Annotated in this window: 17 protein-coding genes and 1 riboswitch; of the genes, 11 read left to right on the top strand and 6 right to left on the bottom strand. The window is 70.5% G+C overall.

Annotated features, from left to right (window positions below; translation table 11 throughout):
- The first annotated feature begins 66 nt into the window (after positions 1-66).
- Together ABTY98_RS31450 and ABTY98_RS31445 are read left to right on the top strand one after the other, a co-directional pair.
- A complete protein-coding gene (locus ABTY98_RS31450; RefSeq protein WP_352224448.1) occupies positions 67-624 on the top strand; it encodes a DUF485 domain-containing protein in 558 nt (185 codons plus the stop codon).
- Complete coding sequence (locus ABTY98_RS31445; protein WP_352224447.1) at positions 621-2,213, top strand: monocarboxylic acid transporter; 1,593 nt, start codon at positions 621-623, stop codon at positions 2,211-2,213. Before ABTY98_RS31450 ends, ABTY98_RS31445 begins: the two co-directional genes overlap by 4 nt.
- 14 nt (positions 2,214-2,227) lie before the next feature.
- On the opposite strand, the gene ABTY98_RS31440 is transcribed toward ABTY98_RS31445, so the two are convergent.
- A complete protein-coding gene (locus ABTY98_RS31440; RefSeq protein WP_352224446.1) occupies positions 2,228-2,920 on the bottom strand; it encodes a response regulator in 693 nt (230 codons plus the stop codon).
- Positions 2,921-3,078: 158 nt separating this feature from the next.
- Between ABTY98_RS31440 and ABTY98_RS31435 the strand changes: the two genes are divergently transcribed.
- From ABTY98_RS31435 to ABTY98_RS31425, 3 genes are read left to right on the top strand one after another with little or no spacing between them, the layout of a single operon-like run.
- Entirely contained in the window at positions 3,079-3,894 is an 816-nt protein-coding gene (locus ABTY98_RS31435) for an ABC transporter ATP-binding protein (protein ID WP_352224445.1), read from the top strand.
- Positions 3,884-4,750, top strand: coding sequence for an ABC transporter permease (locus ABTY98_RS31430; protein ID WP_352224444.1), 867 nt, complete (start codon positions 3,884-3,886; stop codon positions 4,748-4,750). Before ABTY98_RS31435 ends, ABTY98_RS31430 begins: the two co-directional genes overlap by 11 nt.
- 54 nt (positions 4,751-4,804) lie before the next feature.
- Entirely contained in the window at positions 4,805-5,863 is a 1,059-nt protein-coding gene (locus tag ABTY98_RS31425) for an ABC transporter substrate-binding protein (protein WP_352224443.1), read from the top strand.
- Positions 5,864-5,881: 18 nt separating this feature from the next.
- Here the strand turns inward: ABTY98_RS31425 and ABTY98_RS31420 are convergent, their stop codons facing one another.
- The 4 genes from ABTY98_RS31420 to ABTY98_RS31405 form a co-directional block, all read right to left on the bottom strand.
- Entirely contained in the window at positions 5,882-6,562 is a 681-nt protein-coding gene (locus ABTY98_RS31420) for a response regulator (protein ID WP_352224442.1), read from the bottom strand.
- On the bottom strand, positions 6,559-8,214 hold the full coding sequence (locus tag ABTY98_RS31415; RefSeq protein ID WP_352224441.1) for an ATP-binding protein: 1,656 nt from the start codon (positions 8,212-8,214) through the stop codon (positions 6,559-6,561). Before ABTY98_RS31415 ends, ABTY98_RS31420 begins: the two co-directional genes overlap by 4 nt.
- A gap of 95 nt (positions 8,215-8,309) precedes the next feature.
- Positions 8,310-9,251 carry a ferredoxin family protein gene (locus tag ABTY98_RS31410; RefSeq protein WP_352224440.1) on the bottom strand — a complete coding sequence of 314 codons (942 nt, stop codon included), beginning with the start codon at positions 9,249-9,251 and terminating at the stop codon, positions 8,310-8,312.
- Positions 9,252-9,318: 67 nt separating this feature from the next.
- Entirely contained in the window at positions 9,319-10,575 is a 1,257-nt protein-coding gene (locus ABTY98_RS31405) for a citrate/2-methylcitrate synthase (protein ID WP_352224439.1), read from the bottom strand.
- Between the two features lie 109 nt (positions 10,576-10,684).
- Between ABTY98_RS31405 and ABTY98_RS31400 the strand changes: the two genes are divergently transcribed.
- Together ABTY98_RS31400 and ABTY98_RS31395 are read left to right on the top strand one after the other, a co-directional pair.
- Positions 10,685-11,848 carry a citrate synthase gene (locus ABTY98_RS31400; RefSeq protein WP_352224438.1) on the top strand — a complete coding sequence of 388 codons (1,164 nt, stop codon included), beginning with the start codon at positions 10,685-10,687 and terminating at the stop codon, positions 11,846-11,848.
- A 129-nt stretch (positions 11,849-11,977) separates the two neighbouring features.
- On the top strand, positions 11,978-13,054 hold the full coding sequence (locus ABTY98_RS31395) for a CobW family GTP-binding protein (protein WP_352224437.1): 1,077 nt from the start codon (positions 11,978-11,980) through the stop codon (positions 13,052-13,054).
- Here the strand turns inward: ABTY98_RS31395 and ABTY98_RS31390 are convergent.
- Positions 13,051-15,507 (bottom strand): DNA gyrase/topoisomerase IV subunit A, encoded by a 2,457-nt coding sequence (locus tag ABTY98_RS31390; protein WP_352224529.1) that lies wholly within the window; start codon positions 15,505-15,507, stop codon positions 13,051-13,053. The genes ABTY98_RS31395 and ABTY98_RS31390 overlap by 4 nt on opposite strands.
- A 277-nt stretch (positions 15,508-15,784) precedes the next feature.
- On the opposite strand from ABTY98_RS31390, the gene ABTY98_RS31385 reads away from it, so the two are divergent.
- The 4 genes from ABTY98_RS31385 (at position 15,785) to ABTY98_RS31370 (ending at position 20,638) form a co-directional block, all read left to right on the top strand.
- Entirely contained in the window at positions 15,785-17,188 is a 1,404-nt protein-coding gene (locus ABTY98_RS31385; RefSeq protein WP_352224436.1) for a M16 family metallopeptidase, read from the top strand.
- Complete coding sequence (locus ABTY98_RS31380; RefSeq protein ID WP_352224435.1) at positions 17,185-18,573, top strand: M16 family metallopeptidase; 1,389 nt, start codon at positions 17,185-17,187, stop codon at positions 18,571-18,573. The genes ABTY98_RS31385 and ABTY98_RS31380 overlap by 4 nt, the downstream gene beginning before the upstream one ends.
- Before the next feature lie 225 nt (positions 18,574-18,798).
- Positions 18,799-18,962: riboswitch (cyclic di-AMP (ydaO/yuaA leader) on the top strand.
- Between the two features lie 12 nt (positions 18,963-18,974).
- A complete protein-coding gene (locus ABTY98_RS31375; RefSeq protein WP_352224434.1) occupies positions 18,975-19,730 on the top strand; it encodes a M23 family metallopeptidase in 756 nt (251 codons plus the stop codon).
- 212 nt (positions 19,731-19,942) lie between these two features.
- Entirely contained in the window at positions 19,943-20,638 is a 696-nt protein-coding gene (locus ABTY98_RS31370) for a GntR family transcriptional regulator (RefSeq protein ID WP_352224433.1), read from the top strand.
- The last annotated feature ends 282 nt before the right edge of the window (positions 20,639-20,920 follow it).

The raw sequence follows: 20,920 nt of genomic DNA, 5'->3' as shown, positions 1-20,920 counted from the left end.
ACCTGATGGGGTGAAGAGCCAGGGGAAGAAGTGTCGGGGATCTTCCCGGTCTGTCCATCCTTGGGCATGCAGTCAAGCAACGGGCGTCACCGCGACGGCGGGGGCGGTCCCGAGAGTTCGGCCGAGAAGCACGAGGACCAGGGCGAGTACGGCACGGCCTCCCGAGAAGTCAGGTATGAGGACCCCTGGTACGACGCACTGGCCTCCGGCTGGGGCGAGCTGGACGGCACCGGGGTACCGGCTCCCGCCGTACCGGCCGCGCGGACGGAGCGGGAGGGGGCGGCCGTTCGCGCCCGTGACGTGTATCTGGAGGTGCAGCGCAGCGCGGCCTTCCAGGAGGTGCGCAGCCGCTACCGGAGGTTCGTGGTGCCGGGCGTCACCGTCTTCCTCACCTGGTACGTCGGATATGTGGTGACCGCGACGACCGCGCCGGGGCTGATGGCCAGGCCCGTCGCGGGGGCGGTGAACGTGGCGATGGTCGCGGGCCTCGGGCAGTTCCTGACCACGTTCCTGCTCACCTGGGCCTACGCCCGGCATGCACGGTTGCGCAGGGACCGCGCCGCGTTGGAGCTGCGCTGGGACACCCAGGAGCTGACTCGGGGGGCCAGGGGTGGTGAGTCATGACGGGGCATCATCAGACGCTGGCCTTGCTGCTGTTCAGCGCGTTTGTCGCGGTGACGCTCGGGATCACGACGTGGGTGAGCCGGAGGCGGCACGGTTCGGCGGAGGAGTTCTATGCCGGCGGGCGGCTCTTCTCCCCGATGGAGAATGGTTTTGCCATCGCGGGCGACTACATGTCGGCGGCCTCCTTCCTCGGCGTGACCGGGCTCATCGCGCTCTTCGGCTATGACGGGCTGCTGTACGTGGTGGGCTTTCTGGTCGCGTGGCTGGTCGTGCTGTTCCTGGTGGCAGAACTGGTGCGCAACTGCGGGCGGTTCACGCTCGCCGATGTGATCGCGGCACGGATGCGGGAGCGGCCGGTGCGGATCGCGGCGGGAACTTCCTCGATCACCGTCTCCGTTCTCTATTTGGTGGCGCAAATGGTCGGGGCGGGCAGTCTGGTGGCGCTGCTGCTGGGGCGGACGAGCCAGGCCGCGCAGGCGTGGACGGTCATCGGGGTCGGCGCGCTGATGGTGATCTATGTGTCGTTGGGAGGGATGCGGGCGACCACCTGGATCCAGATCGTCAAGGCGGTCCTGCTGCTCAGCGGGACGGTGGTGCTGACCGTGCTCGTGCTGTTGCGGTTCCACGGCGACATCGACCGCCTGCTGCTCACGGCCGCCGACCGCAGTGGACACGGGCAGGCGTTCCTGGCGCCAGGCCTCAAGTACGGCGGCAGCTGGAGCGCCCGGCTGGACTTCATCAGCCTGGGGCTGGCGCTGGTGCTGGGCACGGCGGGGCTGCCGCACATCCTGTCCCGCTTCTACACGGTGCCCACGGCTCGGGCGGCCCGGCGTTCGGCGGTCTGGTCGATCGGGCTGATCGGCGGCTTCTACCTAATGACGATCGTGCTCGGCTTCGGGGCGGCGGCCCTCGTGGGACCGGACGCGGTGCGCGCGTCGAACGCGTCGGGGAACACAGCCGTTCCGCTGCTGGCGCTCGACCTGGGCGGTGGCGCGGGCTCCACAGGCGGAACGGTTCTGTTCGCGGTGGTCGCGGCCGTCGCCTTCGCGACGATCCTCGCGGTGGTCGCCGGGATCACCCTGGCCTCCTCGGCTTCCGTCGCCCATGACCTGTATGCCTCGCTGCGCAGGCCGCACGCCAAGCAGCGCAGCGAGGTGGCGGTGGCGCGCACGGCCGCGGTCGGCATCGGGATGGTGGCGATCGCCCTCGGCCTGCTGGCCCGCGACATGAACGTCGCCTTCCTGGTGGGGCTGGCCTTCGCGGTGGCAGCCTCGGCGAACCTGCCCGCACTGCTGTACTCGCTGTTCTGGCGGGATTTCACGACCCGCGGCGCGGTGTGGGCCGTATACGGCGGGCTCGTCCCGGCCCTGGGGCTGGTCGTGCTGTCTCCGGTGGTGTCGGGGAGCCCGGGAGCGCTGTTCCCGGGCGTCGACTTCCAGTACTTCCCGTTGCAGAACCCGGGGATCGTCTCCATCCCGCTCGGCTTCCTCGCCGGGTGGCTCGGCACGGTCACCTCGGAGGAGGTGCCGGACGAGGCCAAGCACGCGGAGACCGAGGTGCGGTCGCTGACCGGGGCGGGGGCCGTCTGACCCGTTGGGAGCCGCTACGGCGCCACCCAGGCGTACCGGTGCTCCGGGCGGCCCGTGTCGCCGTACTTCAAGGAGAGACGGAGTCGGCCCGCCTGTTCCAGATGGCGGAGATAGCGCTGGGCGGTGGAGCGGCTGAGGCCGGTCTCGGCGGCGACCTCGTGTGCGGAGAGCGGGTGGTTGGCACCGTGCAGGACGGCGCAGATGAGGTCGGTGGTGGGTTCGGAGTGGCCGCTGGGCAGCCCGGGCGCGGACGGCGCAGGTGAGGTGCGCAGCGCGCCGAAGATCCGGTCGACCTGCTCCTGCCCGGTCAGACCCCGGCCGCCGACCCGGTCGACGGTGCGGCGCAGGGCCGCGTAGGAGTCGAGGCGGGTGCGCAGGGCGGCGAAGGTGAACGGCTTGACCAGGTAGTGCAGGGCGCCCAGGCGCATCGCCTTCTGGACCGTGGCCACGTCGCTGGCGGCCGTGATCATGATGACGTCGGTCCCATGGCCTTGTTCCCGCATCCGGTGGACGAGTTCGAGGCCGGTCCGGTCCGGCAGATAGTGGTCCAGCAGGACCAGGTCGATGGTGCCGCGTTCCACGATGGCCAGGGCCTGGGCGGCGCTGTGCGCGCGGGCGGCCACCCGGAAGCCGGGAACCTTCCCCACGTACTTGGCGTTTATCTCGGCGACGCGGAAGTCGTCGTCGACCACCAGGACGTCAATCATCAGGCCTCTCCTTCAAGGCCGGCGAGCGTTAAGCCCGTGTTTCGTCTGCGCAGTTGTAGCGCGAGCAAAACGAGCACAACAGGTGCTTGCGAGCAAAAGAACGGCTTGTGCCCAGAAGACTGCTGCTGTGGTCCGGGCCACACATACCGTCCCGGCCCATGAGCGCAGAGACCAGCCCCGCCATCGAACTGCGGGGCGCGAGCAAGATCTTCAAGACCCCGTCGGGGGGTCTGCACACGGCCGTTCGCGGCCTCGACCTCACCGTGGGGCGCGGCGAGTTCGTGGCCGTCGTAGGGCCGACGGGTTGTGGCAAGTCCACCACGCTGACGCTGGTCAGCGGGTTGGAGGAGCCCAGCGAGGGCGATGTGCTGGTGGCCGGTGAGCCGGTGGCCGGTGTCGGCGACAAGGTCGGCTTCGTCTTCCAGCAGGACGCCACCTTCCCCTGGCGGACCGTGCTGTCCAATGTGATGGCAGGCCCCCGCTTCCGGGGCGTGCCCAAGGCGGAGGCCAGGGAGAAGGCCCGCGCATGGCTGGCCCGGGTCGGTCTCGCCGCCTTCGAGGACCGTTATCCGCATCAACTCTCCGGCGGCCAGCGCAAGCGTGTGGCGCTCGCCGCCACCTTCGTCAACGACCCCGAGATCCTGCTCATGGACGAGCCGTTCTCGGCGCTCGACGTCCAGACCCGGGCCCTGATGTCGGACGAACTGCTGGAACTGTGGGAGGGCACGGGCGCCTCGGTCGTCTTCGTCACCCACGACCTGGAGGAGTCCATCGCGCTGGCCGACAAGGTCGTCGTCATGACCGCCGGGCCCGCGACCGTCAAGCGGGTCTTCGACATCGACCTGCCCCGCCCCCGCAAGGTCGAGTCGGTGCGTCTGGAGCCGCGGTTCATCGAGATCTACCGCGAGATCTGGGAGTCCCTCGGCGAAGAGGTCCGCATCACCCGCGAGAGGGGTGCCGCTCATGTCGCCTGAGGTGCTCAGCACACCGGTCGTCGACACCGTCAAGCAGACCCCGGACCGCGCCCGGTCGCGCGCCCAGGCCGCCCGCAGACGCAAGGCGATCGTCCTCGCCGTGCGCGTACTGCTTCTGGTGGCCGTGCTCGGTCTCTGGGAGGTCCTCTCCCGGGCCGAGGTCATCGACCCGTTCAACTTCTCCATGCCGTCGAAGATCTGGGACCAGATCTGGACCTGGGTGACCCACGGCACCGCCCTCGGCTCCCTGGGCGAACAGATCTGGTACACGCTCTACGAGGCATTGCTCGGCTGGGTCATCGGTGTCATCGCCGGTGTGGTCTGCGGTATCGCCCTGGGGCGGATCACCTTCCTCGCCGATGTCCTTGGTCCATACATCAAGGTGCTCAACTCGATTCCCAGGATCGTGCTCGCCCCGATCTTCGTGATCTGGTTCGGGCTCGGTGCCTCTTCCAAGGTCGCGTCCGCCGTCGTACTGGTGTTCTTCCCGGTGTTCTTCAACGCCTTCCAGGGCGCGCGTGAGGTCGACCGCAACCTGGTCGCCAACGCCCGCATCCTCGGCGCCAGCGACCGCAGGGTGACCCTCCAGGTCGTCATCCCGTCCGCCACCTCCTGGATCTTCACCAGCCTTCATGTGAGCTTCGGCTTCGCCCTGATCGGTGCCATCGTCGGCGAGTACATCGGTGCCACCAAGGGCATCGGCCTGCTCGTCGCGCAGTCGCAGGGCACCTTCAACGCGGCCGGTGTCTACGCCGCCATGGTCATCCTCGCCGTCGTCGCGCTCGCCGCCGAAGGGCTGCTCACCTTCGCCGAGCGACGCATCTTCCGCTGGAAGCCGTCGGACTCCGACAGCTGACCGGCCCGCCTTCTCCTCACCCCGCACCGCCCTCTCACAAGGACGTGAACCGTCATGCGCAAGTCCGCCAGATACACCACCCTGGCCGCCGCCGGCCTGCTCGCCCTCTCCTCGCTCACCGCCTGCGCCAACGACGCGGCGAGCACCGCCTCCACCGGCTCCGGCAGCAAGGGTGACGGCAAGGGTACGAAGGTCAAGATCATGGTCGGCGGCCTGGACAAGGTCATCTACATGCCCGCCATGCTCACCCAGCGGCTCGGCTACTTCGACGCCGAGGGCCTCGACGTGGAACTGCTGACCGAGCCGGCCGGCGTCCAGGCCGAGACCGCGCTCGTCGCCGGGCAGGTCCAGGGGACGGTCGGCTTCTATGACCACACACTGGACCTCCAGACCAAGCACAAGGCGGTGGAATCCGTCGTGCAGTTCTCGCGGGCGCCCGGTGAGGTGGAGGTCGTCTCCACGAAGGCGGCCGGCGACATCACCTCGCCCAAGGACTTCAAGGGCAAGAAGCTCGGCATCACCAGCCTCGGGTCGTCGACCGACTTCCTCACCAAGTACCTCGCCGTCAAGAACGGGGTGAAGGTCAGCGACTTCTCGCCGGTCGCTGTCGGAGCGGGTGCGACCTTCATCTCGGCGCTCCAGCAGGGCTCCATCGACGGCGGCATGACGACGGATCCGACCGTCGCGACCATCCTGGACAAGAAGGCGGGCAAGGTCCTGCTGGACATGCGCACGCCGCAAGGCTCCCAGGAGGCGCTCGGCGGCCCGTACCCGTCGTCGAGCCTGTACATGCAGACGGACTGGGTCAACGGTCACAAGGACACCGTCCAGAAGTTGGTCAATGCATTCGTCAAGACGCTCAAGTGGATGTCCACGCACAGTGCTGCCGAGATCGCGGCCAAGATGCCCGCCGACTACGCGCAGGGCGACAAGGCTCTCTACACGCAGTCCATCAAGAGCACGCTGCCGATGTTCACCGACGACGGTGTGATGCCGAAGAACGGCCCGGAGACCGTGGAGAAGGTGCTCAAGGCGTTCAACACGAACATCCAGAACGCCGATGTCGACCTCAGCAAGACGTACACGACCGAGTTCGTCGAGGCCGCCAAGTAGCGGCGGAGCTGACGGCGTTCAGCCGCGGGTCGCCCACACGTAACGGTGTTCCGGGCGGCCCGCGTCGCCGTATTTGAGGGTCAGCCTGGCCCGTCCCGTGCGCTCCAGGAGCTTCAGATAGCGCTGGGCGGTCTGGCGGCTCACCCCCGTCCGCTCGGCGATCTCCTGGGCCGACAGCGGACCCTCGGCGTTCATCAGGGACTGGCGCACCAGCTCGGCGGTGGTGGGGGAGTGCCCTTTGGGCAGGTCCGGCTCGGACGTCGTGGACAGTGCGCCGAAGATGCGGTCCACCTGGGCCTGTTCGGCCTCACCGCCGCCATCAAGGGTGCGTCGCAGCTCGGCGTACGCCTCCAGCTTGGCGCGCAGTCCCGCGAACGCGAACGGTTTGACCAGGTACTGCAGGGCGCCGTGACGCATCGCCGCCTGCACGGTCGACACGTCCCGGGCCGCCGTCACCATGATCACGTCGGTCTGGAGGCCGCGCCGGCGCATCTCCCGGACCACCGCGAGGCCGGTGTCGTCGGGCAGATAGTGGTCCATGAGGACCAGGTCGAGACGGGGCAGCACCTCCACCTGACGCAGCGCCTCGGCCGCGTTGTGGGCCTCGCCGGCCACATGGAAGCCCGGCACCTTCTCGACGTAGGCGGCGTTGACGTGGGCGACCCGGGTGTCGTCGTCCACGACCAGGACCTCGATCATCGCGTCTCCTCGTCGGCCCAGATGAGCGCCGGTTCCGGCTCCGGCTCGGTCAGCGCCTCCGGGAGCACGACCGTGAACTGCGCGCCCCCGCCGTCCGCCTCGCCCACGGTCGCCCGGCCGCCCTGCCGTTCGGCGAGCCGGCGCACCAGCGAGAGCCCGATGCCGCGCTTGCCGTGCACGGGCGGCTTCTTGGTGGACCACCCCTCGGTGAAGACCAACTCCCGCTGCTCCGCCGGAATCCCGGGCCCGGTGTCGCGCACCCTGAGGACGATCGCGCGGCCCTCGGCGCACAACTCGACCTCCACGCGCGCGTGCGGAGTGCCGGCGACCGCGTCCAGGGCGTTGTCCACGAGATTCCCGACGACCGTGACCAGACCCCTGGGGTCGATGAGCCGGTCCGGCAGCCGGGTGCGGTCCGACACCCACAGGGCGACCCCGCGCTCGGCCGCGACGGTGGCCTTGCCGACCAGCAGGGCGGCCAGCAGCGGGTCCTGGATCTTCTCCGTGACCTGCTCGGCGGTGACCCGGTGGTCGCCCACCACCTCGCCGACGAACTCCACGGCGTCGTCGTACATCTCCAGTTCCAGCAGCCCGAGCAGGGTGTGCATACGGTTTGCGTGCTCGTGGTCCTGGGCGCGCAGGGCGTCGATGAGCCCGCGTGTGGAGTCGAGTTCGCGGCCGAGCTGCTCCAGCTCGGTGCGGTCACGCAGGGTGGCGACGGCGCCGCCGTCGTCGGTGGGCATGCGGTTGGCGACCAGGACCCGCTGGCCGCGCACGGTGAGCAGATCGGTGCCGACCACCCGGCCGGCCAGGACATCGGTCGTACGGCCCTCGCCGAGCGCCTCGTCCGGAGACTGGCCGACGGCCTCGTCACCGATGCCGAGCAGCCGCCCCGCCTCGTCGTTCAGCAGGCGGATACGGCCGCCGCGGTCGAGGGCGACCACGCCTTCCCGGATGCCGTGCAACATGGCCTCGCGCTCCGCGAGCAGCGCCGAGATGTCGGAGAAGGCCAGGTCACGGGTCTGCCGCTGGACTCGCCGGGAGATCAGCCAGGCGGCCAGAGCGCCGGCCGCGAGAGCGCCACCGGCATACGCGAACAGCCCGGGGATCGCGCTGAGCAGGCGCGCCCGCACGCTGTCGTACGCGATGCCGACCGAGACCGCCCCGATGATCCGGTGCTTCGAGTCGTACAGCGGCACCTTGCCGCGTGCGGAGCGGCCCAGGGTACCGTTGTCGATCTGCATGACTTCCTTGCCGGCCAACGCATCCCGGGGACTGGTCGAGACATGCTGGCCGATCTCCGAGAGAGTGGTGTGCGACCAGCGGAATCCCCGCTGGTCCATCACCACGATGTACTCGGCACGGGTGGCCTTCCGGATCCGCTCCGCCTCCCGCTGCACCGGTCCGGTCGTGCTCGGCTCGGTGGTCAGGACGCCCTCGGCGATCTGCGGGTCCTGCGCCGTGGTCTGCGCGATCGCCAGCGCCCTGCGCATCGCCTCCTGGTCCAGTTGTTTGCTCAGCGGTGCCAGGAAGAGCCCGGTCGCGAGCACCGCGACCCCCGCGGCGATCGCCACCTGCATCAGCAGCACCTGAGAGAACGCCCGTCGGGGCAGGCCGAGGCGCAGGCGGCGGGCGGGGGGAGTGGGGCTCATACCCACGACGGTACGTGGGCGTGCGGGCCTGGCCGTAGAGGGTGTGGCGTGGATCTCTTGACTGTTTCTTGGGGAAATCCGGCTTCAGGGTCGCGTCAGCTCGCCAGAGCCGTCGTCCGCAGTTCCCGCAGCGACACCACGTCCATCCGGGCCGGCGACCCCAGCACCGACACCCCGCAGCTCTCCGCGCGGGGCGGCACGGAGGCGCCCTGGGCCACGCCGACCCGCCACCGACGGCCGTCGGCGTGGGCGACGGTGACGTCCCAGCGCGGGGCCGCGCCCTCGGTCCGTACGACGCTCAGCACGCCCGCCGCGTACTCGCCCACCGCCTCGCGCACGGCCAGCTCGGCCGCCTGGCCGGGCCGTTCCCAGGCGGAGCACCCACGGCACCCCTCCAGCACCACACGGCCCTCCTGGGCGCCGTGCACGACCTCCTTGACGGCATGGGCCTCGGCGCGGCCGTACGCGTAGCCGTACGGCAGGACGAGCACCGTCGGCGAGAAGCGATGACCACCCAGATGGGTGACCTCCCAGGTGCCCGTCACGCCGGAGGCGGCCAACTCGGCGGCGAGCGGGCGGCCCAGCAGGGCGCAGCAGCGGTCGCGCTTGCCGTTGGTGCAGATGAGGGCGAGGGGACTGCCCGCGTGCGGCCGACCGCCGAGCGCCGCACCGAAGGAACGGTGGTCGCCCGCGCCGAGCGCGGCGAAGTCGAGGCCGAGCAGCCGCCCGGGATCGCGGGTGGTGGCACTGTGCAGCCAGACGTTCCCGGGAACCGTGTGGGCCGCGTACACCTGGCGTACGGCGGGTGGGCCGGGGTCGGCGTGGCGGCCGGCGCGGCGGATGAGTGCGATCCGCACGCCGGTCCCCTTGGCGGCTGCCTCCAGGGCGCGGCCCAGCGCGGGGTCCAGATGGCTCGAAGTGAGCGCCTTGGCACCCCACGGGCCGGCCTGCTCCAGCAGCAGCCACGTCGTCGCGGTGGCGGCGGTGCCGGAAACGGGCTCGTCGAGCATTCGGGAGACGGTTGCGCACCTACTCACAGAGGTGAGCCTAACCTGACTTCGGCCGGGGCCACTTCCGGCCCGGTCCGTTCGCTTCTCGGGTGGGCTACTCAGGCACGGGCTGCGGCGGTTTGGGACCGACGTAGTGGCCGCTGGGACGCATCCGCAGCGGGTGTTCCCCGTACTCCTCCAGGGTGTGCGCGATCCATCCCGCCGTTCGGGCGATCGCGAAGATCGTCTCGCCCGCGGTGGCGGGCATGCCGCAGGAGGCCGTGAACACCGCCAGCGCCAGGTCGACGTTGGCGTGCAGGGGAGCGTACCGGGCGGTCGTGGCCACGATGTCCCGGGCCGCGAGCAGGGCGGGCTCCGCGCGGGGAACCTCCTCCAGGAGGCCGAACAGGACACGCGCGCGTGGGTCCTCGCCCTGGTAGAGCCGGTGGCCGAGCCCGGGGATACGGCGGCCCGCGCGGAGTTCGTCCGCGATCACCGGGACGGCGGTGCCCTGGTCGAGGACGTCGAGCAGCATCCGGTGGGCGAGGCCGCTGGATGCACCGTGCAGGGGGCCTTCGAGGACGCCGAGCCCGGCCGACACGGCCGCGTACGCGTGGGCACGCGCGGAGGCGGCGACCCGGACCGCGAGCGTGGAGGCGGCCAGGTCGTGATCGACGAGCAGGGCGAGCGCCGTGTCCAGCACGCGCAGCGCCGCGTCGCTGGGGTCGATGCCGGTCAGCCGGCGCCACAGGCGGTGGGCCAGCGGGCCGTCGTCGTGCCGGCGCTCGCGCTGCACCGGCAGCGCGGCGACCAGGGTGGGGATCAGCACGCGCGCGGTGCCGAGGACGGCGTCCTCGGACAGGTCGAAACGCAGCGGATCCTCGGCGGCCGACGCGATCGTGGCGACCCGCAGCCGGTCGGTGGGGGAGGTGTGCTCCGGCAGTGCGTCGACGGCCCGGCGGGCGACGGCGACGGTGGCCTCCGGGGCGGTGAGGGTCACGCCCGGGGTCATCCGGCCCGTCCACAGCCACTCGGCCACCTCCTCGTAGGAGTGGTGCGCGGCGAGTTCGGTGGCGTCGACACCCCGGAAGAAGTAGCGGTCCTTCTCGATCAGGGTGATCCGGGTGCGCACCGACAGATCCCCGCCGGAGCCTGAAGTCCCCGCGGCGTCCCGTCTGTTGCGCCGAGCGAGGGCCTCCACCTCCTGGGCGTCGAAGGTGCTGGCACGTCCACCGGGTTCGCGCCTGCTGCTGAGCTGACCGCGGCTCACGTAGGCGTACACGGTCTCGGGCTTCACCCCGAGCAGCTCGGCGGTCTCCTTGGTGCTCAGCCGCCGCGCGGGACTGCCGGGAGCGGGTTGTTGATCGCGCATGGCGCCACCGTAGTCGTGTCGGATGTGAATTGATTGAATCAATATTGACAGAGAACGAGTCAAGCATGGACAGTCAAATCAAGTTCACAGAGGAAAGCGGAGGGACGTCATGACCGTCAACAGGAGCGCTTCGGCCCTTGTCGAGGTGCCGCGCGGGCTCGCCGGTGTCGTCGTCACGGACACCGAGGTGGGCGACGTCCGGGGGATCGAGGGCTTCTACCACTATCGCCAGTACTCGGCCGTCGAACTGGCGCGCACCCGCGGCTTCGAGGACGTCTGGCACCTCCTGATCCACGGTGAACTGCCCGACGCGGAGCACGCCACCGCCTTCGCCGCCGAGACCGCCGCGCTGCGGCGCCTGCCCGGCGAGGTACGGGCGGCCCTGCCCGCGGTGGCCGCGGCGAGCAGCGGAGCCGGACCGCTGGCCGGGATGCGCACCGCGCTCTCGCTGCTCGGCGCGGCACAGGGGTTCCGGCCGGTGTACGACATCGACGCGGACCGGCGACGCGCCGACACGGTCGCCGCCTGTGCGGCCGTACCGACGCTGCTCACCGCGCTGTACCGGCTCGGGCAGGGGCTCGACCCGGTGGAACCGCGCGAGGATCTCTCATACGCGGCCAACTACCTGTACATGTTGACGGGGTCGGAGCCGGATCCCCGGCGGGCGCGTGCGGTCGAGCAATACTTGATCTCAACTATTGATCACGGATTCAATGCATCAACATTCACCGCCCGTGTCATCGCGTCCACGGGCGCGGATGTCGCGGCCTGTCTCGTGGGAGCGGTCGGCGCGCTGTCCGGGCCTCTGCACGGAGGCGCGCCCAGCCGGGCGCTGGACACCCTGGACGCGATCGGGACGCCGGACCGGATCGACCCCTGGATCCGCGAACGGGTCCTCGCCGGCGACCGCGTGATGGGCTTCGGGCACGCGGTCTACCGTACGGAGGACCCGCGTTCCCGCATGCTGCGCGAGATCGCGCAGGACTTCGGCGGCCCCCGGGTGGAGTTCGCCGTAGAGGTCGAACGCCAAGTGGAGCGCATCCTCGCCGAACTGAAGCCCGGCCGTGAACTGCACACCAACGTCGAGTTCTACGCGGGCGTGGTCATGGAACTCTGCGGCCTGCCCCGGGAGATGTTCACCCCGACGTTCGCGGCGGCCCGCGCGGTCGGCTGGAGCGCCAACATCCTGGAACAGGCGGCGGACTCCAAGATCATCCGGCCGGTGGCACGGTATGTGGGGCCGGAGCCGAGGGTGACGGCTGCGGCTCGGTAGGCCTCTTCGGTGTCGTCTCGAACCGTCGTTTCTCAGTCGCACGCCTGGGGCGACGGGCGCGGTCTTCGGCGGCAGGTCGTTTCCTATCCTGGACCGACCCGCACCCCGCCCGCATGAAAGAGGCCCCCGTTGGAGCACCACCGCAGCCCCCAGCAGATCCCGGTCGTCGTGCTCGCCGGATTTCTGGGCTCCGGGAAGACCACGCTCCTCAATCACCTGCTGCACCGCAGCGGAGGCAGCCGGATCGGGGCGATCGTCAATGACTTCGGGGCCATCGAGATCGACGCGATGGCCGTGGCCGGCGCCCTCGGCGACTCGACCGTCTCGCTCGGCAACGGCTGCCTGTGCTGCGCCGTCGACGCGAGCGAACTCGACCTGTACCTGGAGCGCCTGGCCAACCCCGCCACCGGTATCGACGTCATCGTCATCGAGGCGAGCGGTCTCGCCGAGCCCCAGGAACTCGTCCGGATGCTGCTTGCCAGCGAGCACCCCGGCATCGTCTACGGCGGCCTCGTCGAGGTCGTCGACGCCGCCGAGTTCGACGACACGCGTGTGAAGCACCCGGAGATCGACCGGCACCTCGCCCTCGCCGACCTGGTCGTCGTCAACAAGCTCGACCGGGCCGAGCCGGGCGGTGAGCGTGTCCTGGTGCTCGTCCGGTCCCTCAGCGACCATGGGTCCGCCGTCGTCCCGGCCACCTACGGCCGTATCGACCCCGGGTTCCTCTTCGACTGCCGGCCCAGCGAGGAGCGCGTCGGGCAGCTGTCCTTCGACGATCTGCATGATCACGAAGAAGACGACGCGCACGAGGGGCATCTGCACACCGTGTACGACAGTCTGTCCTTCGTCTCCGAGCTGCCCCTCGATCCCCGTCGGCTCATGGCCTTCCTCGACAGCCGGCCCGAGGGGCTCTACCGGATCAAGGGGTACGTCGACTTCGGGCCGTACGACACCGGGAACCGGTACGCCGTACACGCCGTGGGGCGGTTTCTGCGGTTCTACCCCGAGCCCTGGGGGCGGGACGAGGAGCGGCTGACGCAGCTGGTGCTGATCGGCTCCGGCATCGACGTGGCCGCCCTGCCCAAGGAACTGGACGCGTGTACGAACGACGCCCCGCACGCCGACGAGTACGGCATGTGGGGCGTCCTTCGGTACGTCCAGCGCCTGGAGGAGGGCCCGAGCCTTCAGGAGGACTACGAGGCCTAGACCGGGCCTGCCACCACCGACACCGTCTTCGGCAGCGACACACCTGAGCCGTCCCGGCGCGGGTCGACCTCCGGGAGGTCGGCCGGTGTGCCGTTCTTCTGGGCCGCCTTCGCCGGGACCGGGCCTGCCCAGGCGAAGGCCAGGCAGTCCTCGCCCTTCAGGAACCGCTGGCAGCGCACACCGCCGGTGGCGCGGCCCTTGCGCGGGTACTGGTCGAACGGGGTCAGCTTGGCCGTCGTCTGCACCGAGTCGTCGAGCGTGCCGCGCGAGCCGGCCACCGTGAAGACCACCGCGTCGGCCGCCGGGTCCACCGCCGTGAAGGAGATCACCTTCGCACCCTCAGTGAGCTTGATGCCCGTCATACCGCCCGCCGGACGGCCCTGTGGACGCACCTGGGAGGCCTGGTAGCGCAGCAGCTGTGCGTCGTCGGTGATGAAGATCAGGTCCTCCTCGCCGGTGCGCAGCTCCATCGCGCCGACGATCCGGTCGCCCTCCTTGAGGGTGATGACCTCCAACTCGCCCTTGTTGGACGGATAGTCCGGGACCACGCGCTTGACCACGCCCTGCTCGGTGCCGAGGGCGAGACCCGGTGAGGACTCGTCCAGCGTGGTCAGGCAGACCACCGACTCGTCGTCCTCCAGGGACAGGAACTCGGACAGAGGTGCGCCGCCCGCGAGGTTCGGGGCGGTCGCCGTCTCCGGGAGCTGCGGGAGGTCGACCACGTTGACGCGGAGCAGACGGCCGGACGAGGTCACCGCACCGACCTCGCCGCGGGCGGTCGCCGGGACCGCCGAGACGATCACGTCGTGCTTGGCCCGCTTGCCGTCGGTGTCCTCGGGGAACGGCTCGCCGTTCGTCGTGCGCGCCAGCAGGCCCGTCGAGGAGAGCAACACCCGGCACGGGTCGTCGGCCACCTGGAGCGGCACCACGGCCGCCGGGGCGCCCGAGGCCTCCAGCAGCACCGTACGCCGCTCGGTGCCGAACTTCTTCGCCACCGCGGCCAGTTCGGCCGAGACCAGCTTGCGCAGCTCCGCGTCCGACTCCAGGATCCGGGTCAGCTCGGCGATCTCCGTGGTGAGCCGGTCCTTCTCCGCGTCCAGCTCGATGCGGTCGTACCTGGTCAGCCGGCGGAGCGGCGTGTCCAGGATGTACTGGGTCTGGATCTCCGACAGCGAGAAGCGCTCCATCAGGCGTTCCTTGGCCTGCGCGCTGTTGTCGCTGGAGCGGATCAGCCGGATGACCTCGTCGATGTCGACCAGGGCCGTCAGCAGGCCCTCCACCAGGTGCAGCCGGTCGCGGCGCTTGGTGCGGCGGAACTCGCTGCGCCGGCGGACCACGTTGAAGCGGTGGTCGAGGTAGACCTCGAGCAGCTCCTTGAGGCCCAGGGTGAGCGGCTGGCCGTCCACCAGGGCGACGTTGTTGATGCCGAAGGACTCCTCCATCGGCGTCAGCTTGTAGAGCTGCTCCAGGACCGCCTCCGGCACGAAGCCGTTCTTGATCTCGACGACCAGGCGCAGCCCGTGCGCGCGGTCGGTGAGGTCCTTGACGTCGGCGATGCCCTGCAGCTTCTTCGAGTTGACCAGATCTTTGATCTTGGCGATGACCTTCTCGGGACCGACCGTGAAGGGCAGTTCGGTGATGACCAGGCCCTTGCGGCGGGCCGTGACCGTCTCCACCGCAACCGTGGCCCGGATCTTGAAGGTGCCGCGGCCCGTCTCGTACGCGTCCCGGACGCCCTCCAGGCCGACGATCCGGCCGCCGGTCGGCAGGTCGGGGCCCGGGACGTGCTTCATCAGCGTGTCCAGGTCCGCGTTCGGGTACCGGATCAGGTGCCGGGCGGCCGCGATCACCTCGCCGAGGTTGTGCGGCGGCATGTTCGTCGCCATGCCGACCGCGATGCCCGACGAGCCGTTGACCAGCAGGTTCGGGAAGGCGGCGGGCAGCGCCACCGGCTCCTGCTCCTGGCCGTCGTAGTTGGGCGCGAAGTCGACCGTGTCCTCGTCGATCGACTCGGTCATCAGGCTGGTCGCCTCGGCCATCCGGCACTCGGTGTACCGCATGGCGGCCGGCGGGTCGTCGTTGCCCAGCGAGCCGAAGTTGCCGTGGCCGTCGACCAGCGGGACGCGCATCGAGAACGGCTGGGCCATGCGCACCAGCGCGTCGTAGATCGACGCGTCGCCGTGCGGGTGCAACTTACCCATCACTTCGCCGACCACGCGCGCGCACTTCACGTAGCCGCGCTCGGGGCGCAGTCCCATCTCGTTCATCTGGTAGACGATCCGGCGGTGCACCGGCTTGAGGCCGTCACGGGCGTCCGGCAGGGCGCGCGAGTAGATGACCGAGTACGCGTACTCGAGGTAGGAGCCGCGCATCTCGTCCACGACGTCGATGTCGAGGATCCTCTCCTCGTACGAGTCGTCGGGCGGCGGGGTCTTCGTGCTGCGGCGGGCCATCGCTGCCGGCTCCTTGCTCATGCGTGAACGGGATCTGACGCGGACCATTGTGGACCGCGGTACTGACAACCCGGGCCAGGACCCGGTCTCCGCGGCCCGCCCCGGTGCCTCGGAGGCGCTCGGGAGTGGGTCGGACGCAGGCTACGCGATCCGCTGTGGGCGTACGTCGTGCGGGAACTTCGCCGGGCCCCCGCCCGCTTGCATACAGTGGCAGGACTGGCAGAAAAACCGCGGTTCGAGACCGCTTCCGCGAGTGAGCGCGAGTGAAGGGACGTACATGCCCATGGGTCACACGACCACGGCCGAGACAGGCTCCGGAGGCCTGACAGCGACCGAGCACCGCTTGGCCAACGGTCTGCGCGTGGTGCTTTCCGAGGACCACCTGACCCCGGTCGCGGCGGTCTGCCTCTGGTACGACGTCGGTTCCCGGCACGAAGTCAAGGGCCGTACCGGCCTGGCTCACCTTTTCGAGCACTTGATGTTCCAGGGCTCCGCCCAGGTGAAGGGCAACGGCCACTTCGAGCTCGTCCAGGGCGCCGGCGGCTCGCTCAACGGCACCACCAGCTTCGAGCGCACCAACTACTTCGAGACCATGCCCGCCCACCAGCTGGAGCTCGCCCTCTGGCTGGAGGCCGACCGCATGGGCTCCCTGCTGGCCGCCCTGGACGACGAGTCGATGGAGAACCAGCGGGACGTCGTCAAGAACGAGCGCCGCCAGCGCTACGACAACGTCCCCTACGGCACGGCCTTCGAGAAGCTGACCGCGCTCGCCTACCCGGAGGGCCACCCCTACCACCACACGCCGATCGGCTCGATGGCGGACCTGGACGCGGCCACCCTGGAGGACGCGCGGGCGTTCTTCCGTACCTACTACGCGCCCAACAACGCGGTCCTGTCTGTCGTCGGCGACATCGACCCGAAGCAGACCCTCGCCTGGATCGAGAAGTACTTCGGTTCCATCCAGGCACACGACGGCAAGCCCACTCCGCGTGACGGTTCGCTGCCCGACGTCATCGGCGAGCAGCTGCGCGAGGCCGTCGTGGAGGAGGTGCCCGCGCGGGCGTTGATGGCCGCCTACCGGCTCCCGGAGGACGGCACGCGCGCGTCCGACGCGGCGGACCTGGCCCTCACCGTCCTCGGCGGCGGCGAGTCCTCCCGCCTCTACAACCGGCTCGTACGGCGCGACCGTACGGCCGTCGCCGCCGGCTTCGGCCTGCTGCGGCTCGCCGGCGCGCCATCCCTGGGCTGGCTGGACGTGAAGACCTCCGGTGACGTCGAGGTTCCGGTCATCGAGACCGCCATCGACGAAGAGCTCGCCCGGTTCGCCGAGGAGGGCCCCACGCCCGAGGAGATGGAGCGCGCCCAGGCCCAGTTGGAGCGCGAGTGGCTGGACCGGCTGGGCACGGTCGCGGGCCGCGCGGACGAACTGTGCCGGTTCGCCGTCCTGTTCGGCGACCCGCAGCTCGCCCTGACCGCCGTCCAGCGCGTCCTCGCGGTGACCCCGGAAGAGGTCCAGGAGGTCGCCAAGGCCCGTCTGCGGCCCGACAACCGCGCGGTGCTCGTCTACGAGCCCAAGTCCCCGGAGGCGGTCGAGGACGCCGACGTACCCGAGGACCCCGAGGCCGAGGCCACGGTCGAAGCCGCCACCGCCGAGCACGACGACGAGGAGACGGCCAAGTGACCGAGCTCGCCACCATGGACTTCCACCCCCGGCCCCAAGCGGGCGAGGCCCGCCCCTGGGCCTTCCCTGCCCCCGAGCGCGGCACCCTGGACAACGGGCTGACCGTGCTGCGCTGCCACCGCCCCGGCCAGCAGGTCGTCGCCGTGGAGGTGCTCCTGGACGCACCCCTGGACGCCGAGCCGGCCGGCCTGGACGGCGTCGCCACCATCATGGCGCGCGCCTTCTCCGAGGGCACCGACAAGCACTCCGCCGAGGAGTACGCCGCCGAGCTGGAGCGCGCCGGCGCCACCCTCGACGCACACGCCGACCACCCCGGTGTCCGGCTCAGCCTGGAGGTCCCGTCCTCCCGCCTGGGCAAGGGGCTCGGACTGCTCTCCGACGCGCTCAGGGCGCCGGCCTTCGCCGACAGCGAGGTCGAGCGGCTGGTCCGCAACCGCCTCGACGAGATCCCGCACGAGCTGGCCAACCCCAGCCGCCGGGCCGCCAAGGAGCTCTACAAGGAGCTGTTCCCGTCGACCGCGCGGATGTCCCGTCCGCGCCAGGGCACCGAGGACACCGTCGAGAAGATCGACGCGGCCTCCGTACGCGCCTTCTACGACCGGCATGTACGGCCCGCCACCGCCACGGTGGTCGTCGTCGGCGACCTGACCGGCATCGACCTGGACGAGCTGCTGGGCGAGACCCTGGGCGCCTGGCGCGGCTCCACCGCCCAGCCCCGGCCCGTTCCCCCGGTGTCCGCCGACGACACCGGCCGTGTCGTCATCGTGGACCGCCCCGGAGCCGTCCAGACGCAGCTGCTCATCGGCCGCGTCGGCCCCGACCGGCACGACCGCGTCTGGCCCGCCCAGGTGCTCGGTACGTACTGCCTGGGCGGCACCCTCACCTCCCGCCTGGACCGCGTCCTGCGCGAGGAGAAGGGCTACACCTACGGCGTCCGCGCCTTCGGGCAGGTCCTGCGGTCCGCCCCCGACGGCAGCGGCGCCTCGATGCTCGCCGTCAGCGGCTCCGTGGACACCCCGAACACCGGCCCGGCGCTCCAGGACCTGTGGACGGTGCTGCGCACCCTCGCCGCCGAGGGCCTCACGGACGCCGAGCGTGACGTCGCCGTGCAGAACCTGGTCGGCGTGGCGCCGCTCAAGTACGAGACGGCGGCGGCCGTCGCCGGCACCCTGGCCGACCAGGTCGAGCAGCATCTGCCCGACGACTTCCAGGCCACGCTCTACCGGCAACTGGCCGCCACCGGCACTGTGGAGGCCACCGCGGCGGTCGTGAACGCCTTCCCGGTGGACCACCTGGTGACCGTTCTCGTCGGCGACGCGGCGCAGATCAAGGAGCCCGTGGAGGCCCTCGGTATCGGCGAAGTCACGGTCGTCGCCGCGGAGTAGGCAGAGCGAAGCAAGCAGCGCGGCCGGACGAGCGGCACGCGCGCGTGCAGCGGCCCTGGTGACTGTCGCGTCACCAGGGCCGCCCAATGTCCGAATTGGGGCGGAGGTTGCCTGTCTGCCCTGTGGGATACGCGACAAAAACCGTGATCCGTTTGGGCATTGTGAGGACGTCCTCGTAGGTTCTTCCGGGCTGTCCGTCAGGCAGTGCGCCGCGCCCGCGGCACCGGACAGCCATCGCCGAGTCCCCGTACGGCGCGAGCCAGGGGAGCCGGGGACCCATGCAGTCCCTGGGGTGAATCGGGCGCCCACGCGAGCCGCGAGGGGGCCCGTAGGAGACCTTCCTGCTCCGAACCCGTCAGCTAACCCGGTAGGCGAGAGGGAAGGAAAGGACCAGCCTCTACATGGCGTTCATGTGCGCCTCCGGGAAGCACCGTCGTCCCGGCCGGGTGAAGCGCACCACCGCGCAGGCCGCCGGCATCGCGGCCCTCACCGCCACGGGTGTCATCGGCACCGTCTCGGCCGCCCCGGCGCTCGCCGCCGAGAACTCCGTCGAGCAGACCGGCCTCACCCCGGTCATCACGGTCAGCGACTCCGTCGCCGACCAGATCGACGCCCAGGCCGCCGCGCAGAAGGCCGCCGCCGAGCGCAAGGCGGCCGAGGAGGCCGCGCGCAAGAAGGCTGCGGAGAAGGTCAAGAAGGAGCGCGAGGCCAAGGTGCGCGCCGCGCGGGAGGCCGAGCGCAAGCGCCTCAACGCCTTCGTCGCGCCGATCTCCGACTCGTACGTCTCCACCGGCTACAAGACCGGCGGCTCCCTGTGGTCCTCCGGCGCCCACACCGGCATCGACTTCCACGCAGCCAGCGGCACGGTGGTGCACGCCGTCGGCACCGGCACGGTCGTGACCACCGGCTGGGGCGGAGCGTACGGCAACCAGATCGTCATCAAGATGGCCGACGGCATGTACACCCAGTACGGCCACCTGTCGTCCATCGGCGTCACGGTGGGCCAGAAGGTCACCCCCGGCCAGCAGATCGGCCTCTCCGGCGCGACTGGCAACGCGACCGGCCCCCACCTCCACTTCGAGGCCCGCACGACCCCCGAGTACGGCTCGGACGTCGACCCGGTCGCCTACCTCCGCAAGCACGGCCTGAACGTCTGACCCGACCACGGCGATGACCATGTGACGTCACCTGGCGAGAGCCCCGAAGCCCCGGCCCCCGGAGTCGGGGCTTTCGTCGTTTTCGTGACTCCGGTGTCCAAAAAATATGCATGGATTCCGGGCCGCCGTCGGAAATTCCCGCTCATTGCAATAGAGTCACGGAACGGACGTCACTCGGCGGCGTTTCACGGGGATTAAGGCGGAGGTCGGACATGCGGATTCCGGCGCACTCGGTATGCACAGCGATCCGGGACGACATCGTCGCGGGTGTCTACGAGCGCGGCAGCCGGCTCACCGAGGAACTCCTGGCCCGTCGCTACGGCGTCTCGCGCGTCCCCGTCCGCGAGGCCCTGCGCACCCTGGAGGCCGAGGGCTTCGTGGTGACGCGTCGGCACGCGGGTGCGTGCGTCGCGGAACCGACCGAGCAGGAGGCCGCCGACCTGCTGGAGATGCGCCTGCTCCTGGAGCCGCTCGGCGCCTCCCGCGCCGCCCAGCGCCGCACCGAGGCCCACCTCAAGGTGCTGCGCGGACTCGTCAGGCTGGGCCAGGAACGGGCCCGCAGGGGCGGCAGCGAGGACCTGCGCTCCCTGGGTGGTTGGTTCCACGAGACGCTCGCCCAGGCCACCGGCAGCCACGCCCTGACCTCGACACTCACCCAGCTGCGCCACAAGATCGCCTGGATGTACGCCGTCGACGCACCCGTCAACCCCGTGGAGTCCTGGGCCGAGCACGGTGCCATCGTGGACGCGGTGACGCGCGGCGACGGCGAGCGCGCGCGGGCGATCACCGCGCTGCACACCGAGCGGTCCACGATCTCCCACCGGCTGCGCTTTTCCGGCGGCACGGACCGGGTGAACGGTGTGAGGACTTCGCAACATCCCGTAAACGTGTCGGGCCTGCGGCATTAACACGGGCGCCGTATACAAAGGGGTGTTATTCGGTGGAGCAGTATTTCCGTTGCCCTTCAGTGGCCTCCGTCGCCCCTATTTCGCGCGCGCCCGGAATTTCCGATGGCGCGCTATCGGTGTGCCCGGCGGATAATTAACTATGCCCGGCGCAAAGTCCGGCCACGCATGAATGGCGGCCGTTCATAAAGACCCGCTATGGGAGAAGTCACGGGGTGGAAACGGCGAGGCCGCGCCGCCCCCCCGGGGGGCCGCCCGCCGCCGGGCTTGGGGCGCGCGGGCGCA

Source organism: Streptomyces sp. NPDC096040 (assembly GCF_040303265.1).
Lineage (GTDB): Bacteria > Actinomycetota > Actinomycetes > Streptomycetales > Streptomycetaceae > Streptomyces.
Note: the sequence above shows the minus strand (reverse complement) of the source record. Positions and strands in the feature narration are given on the sequence as shown.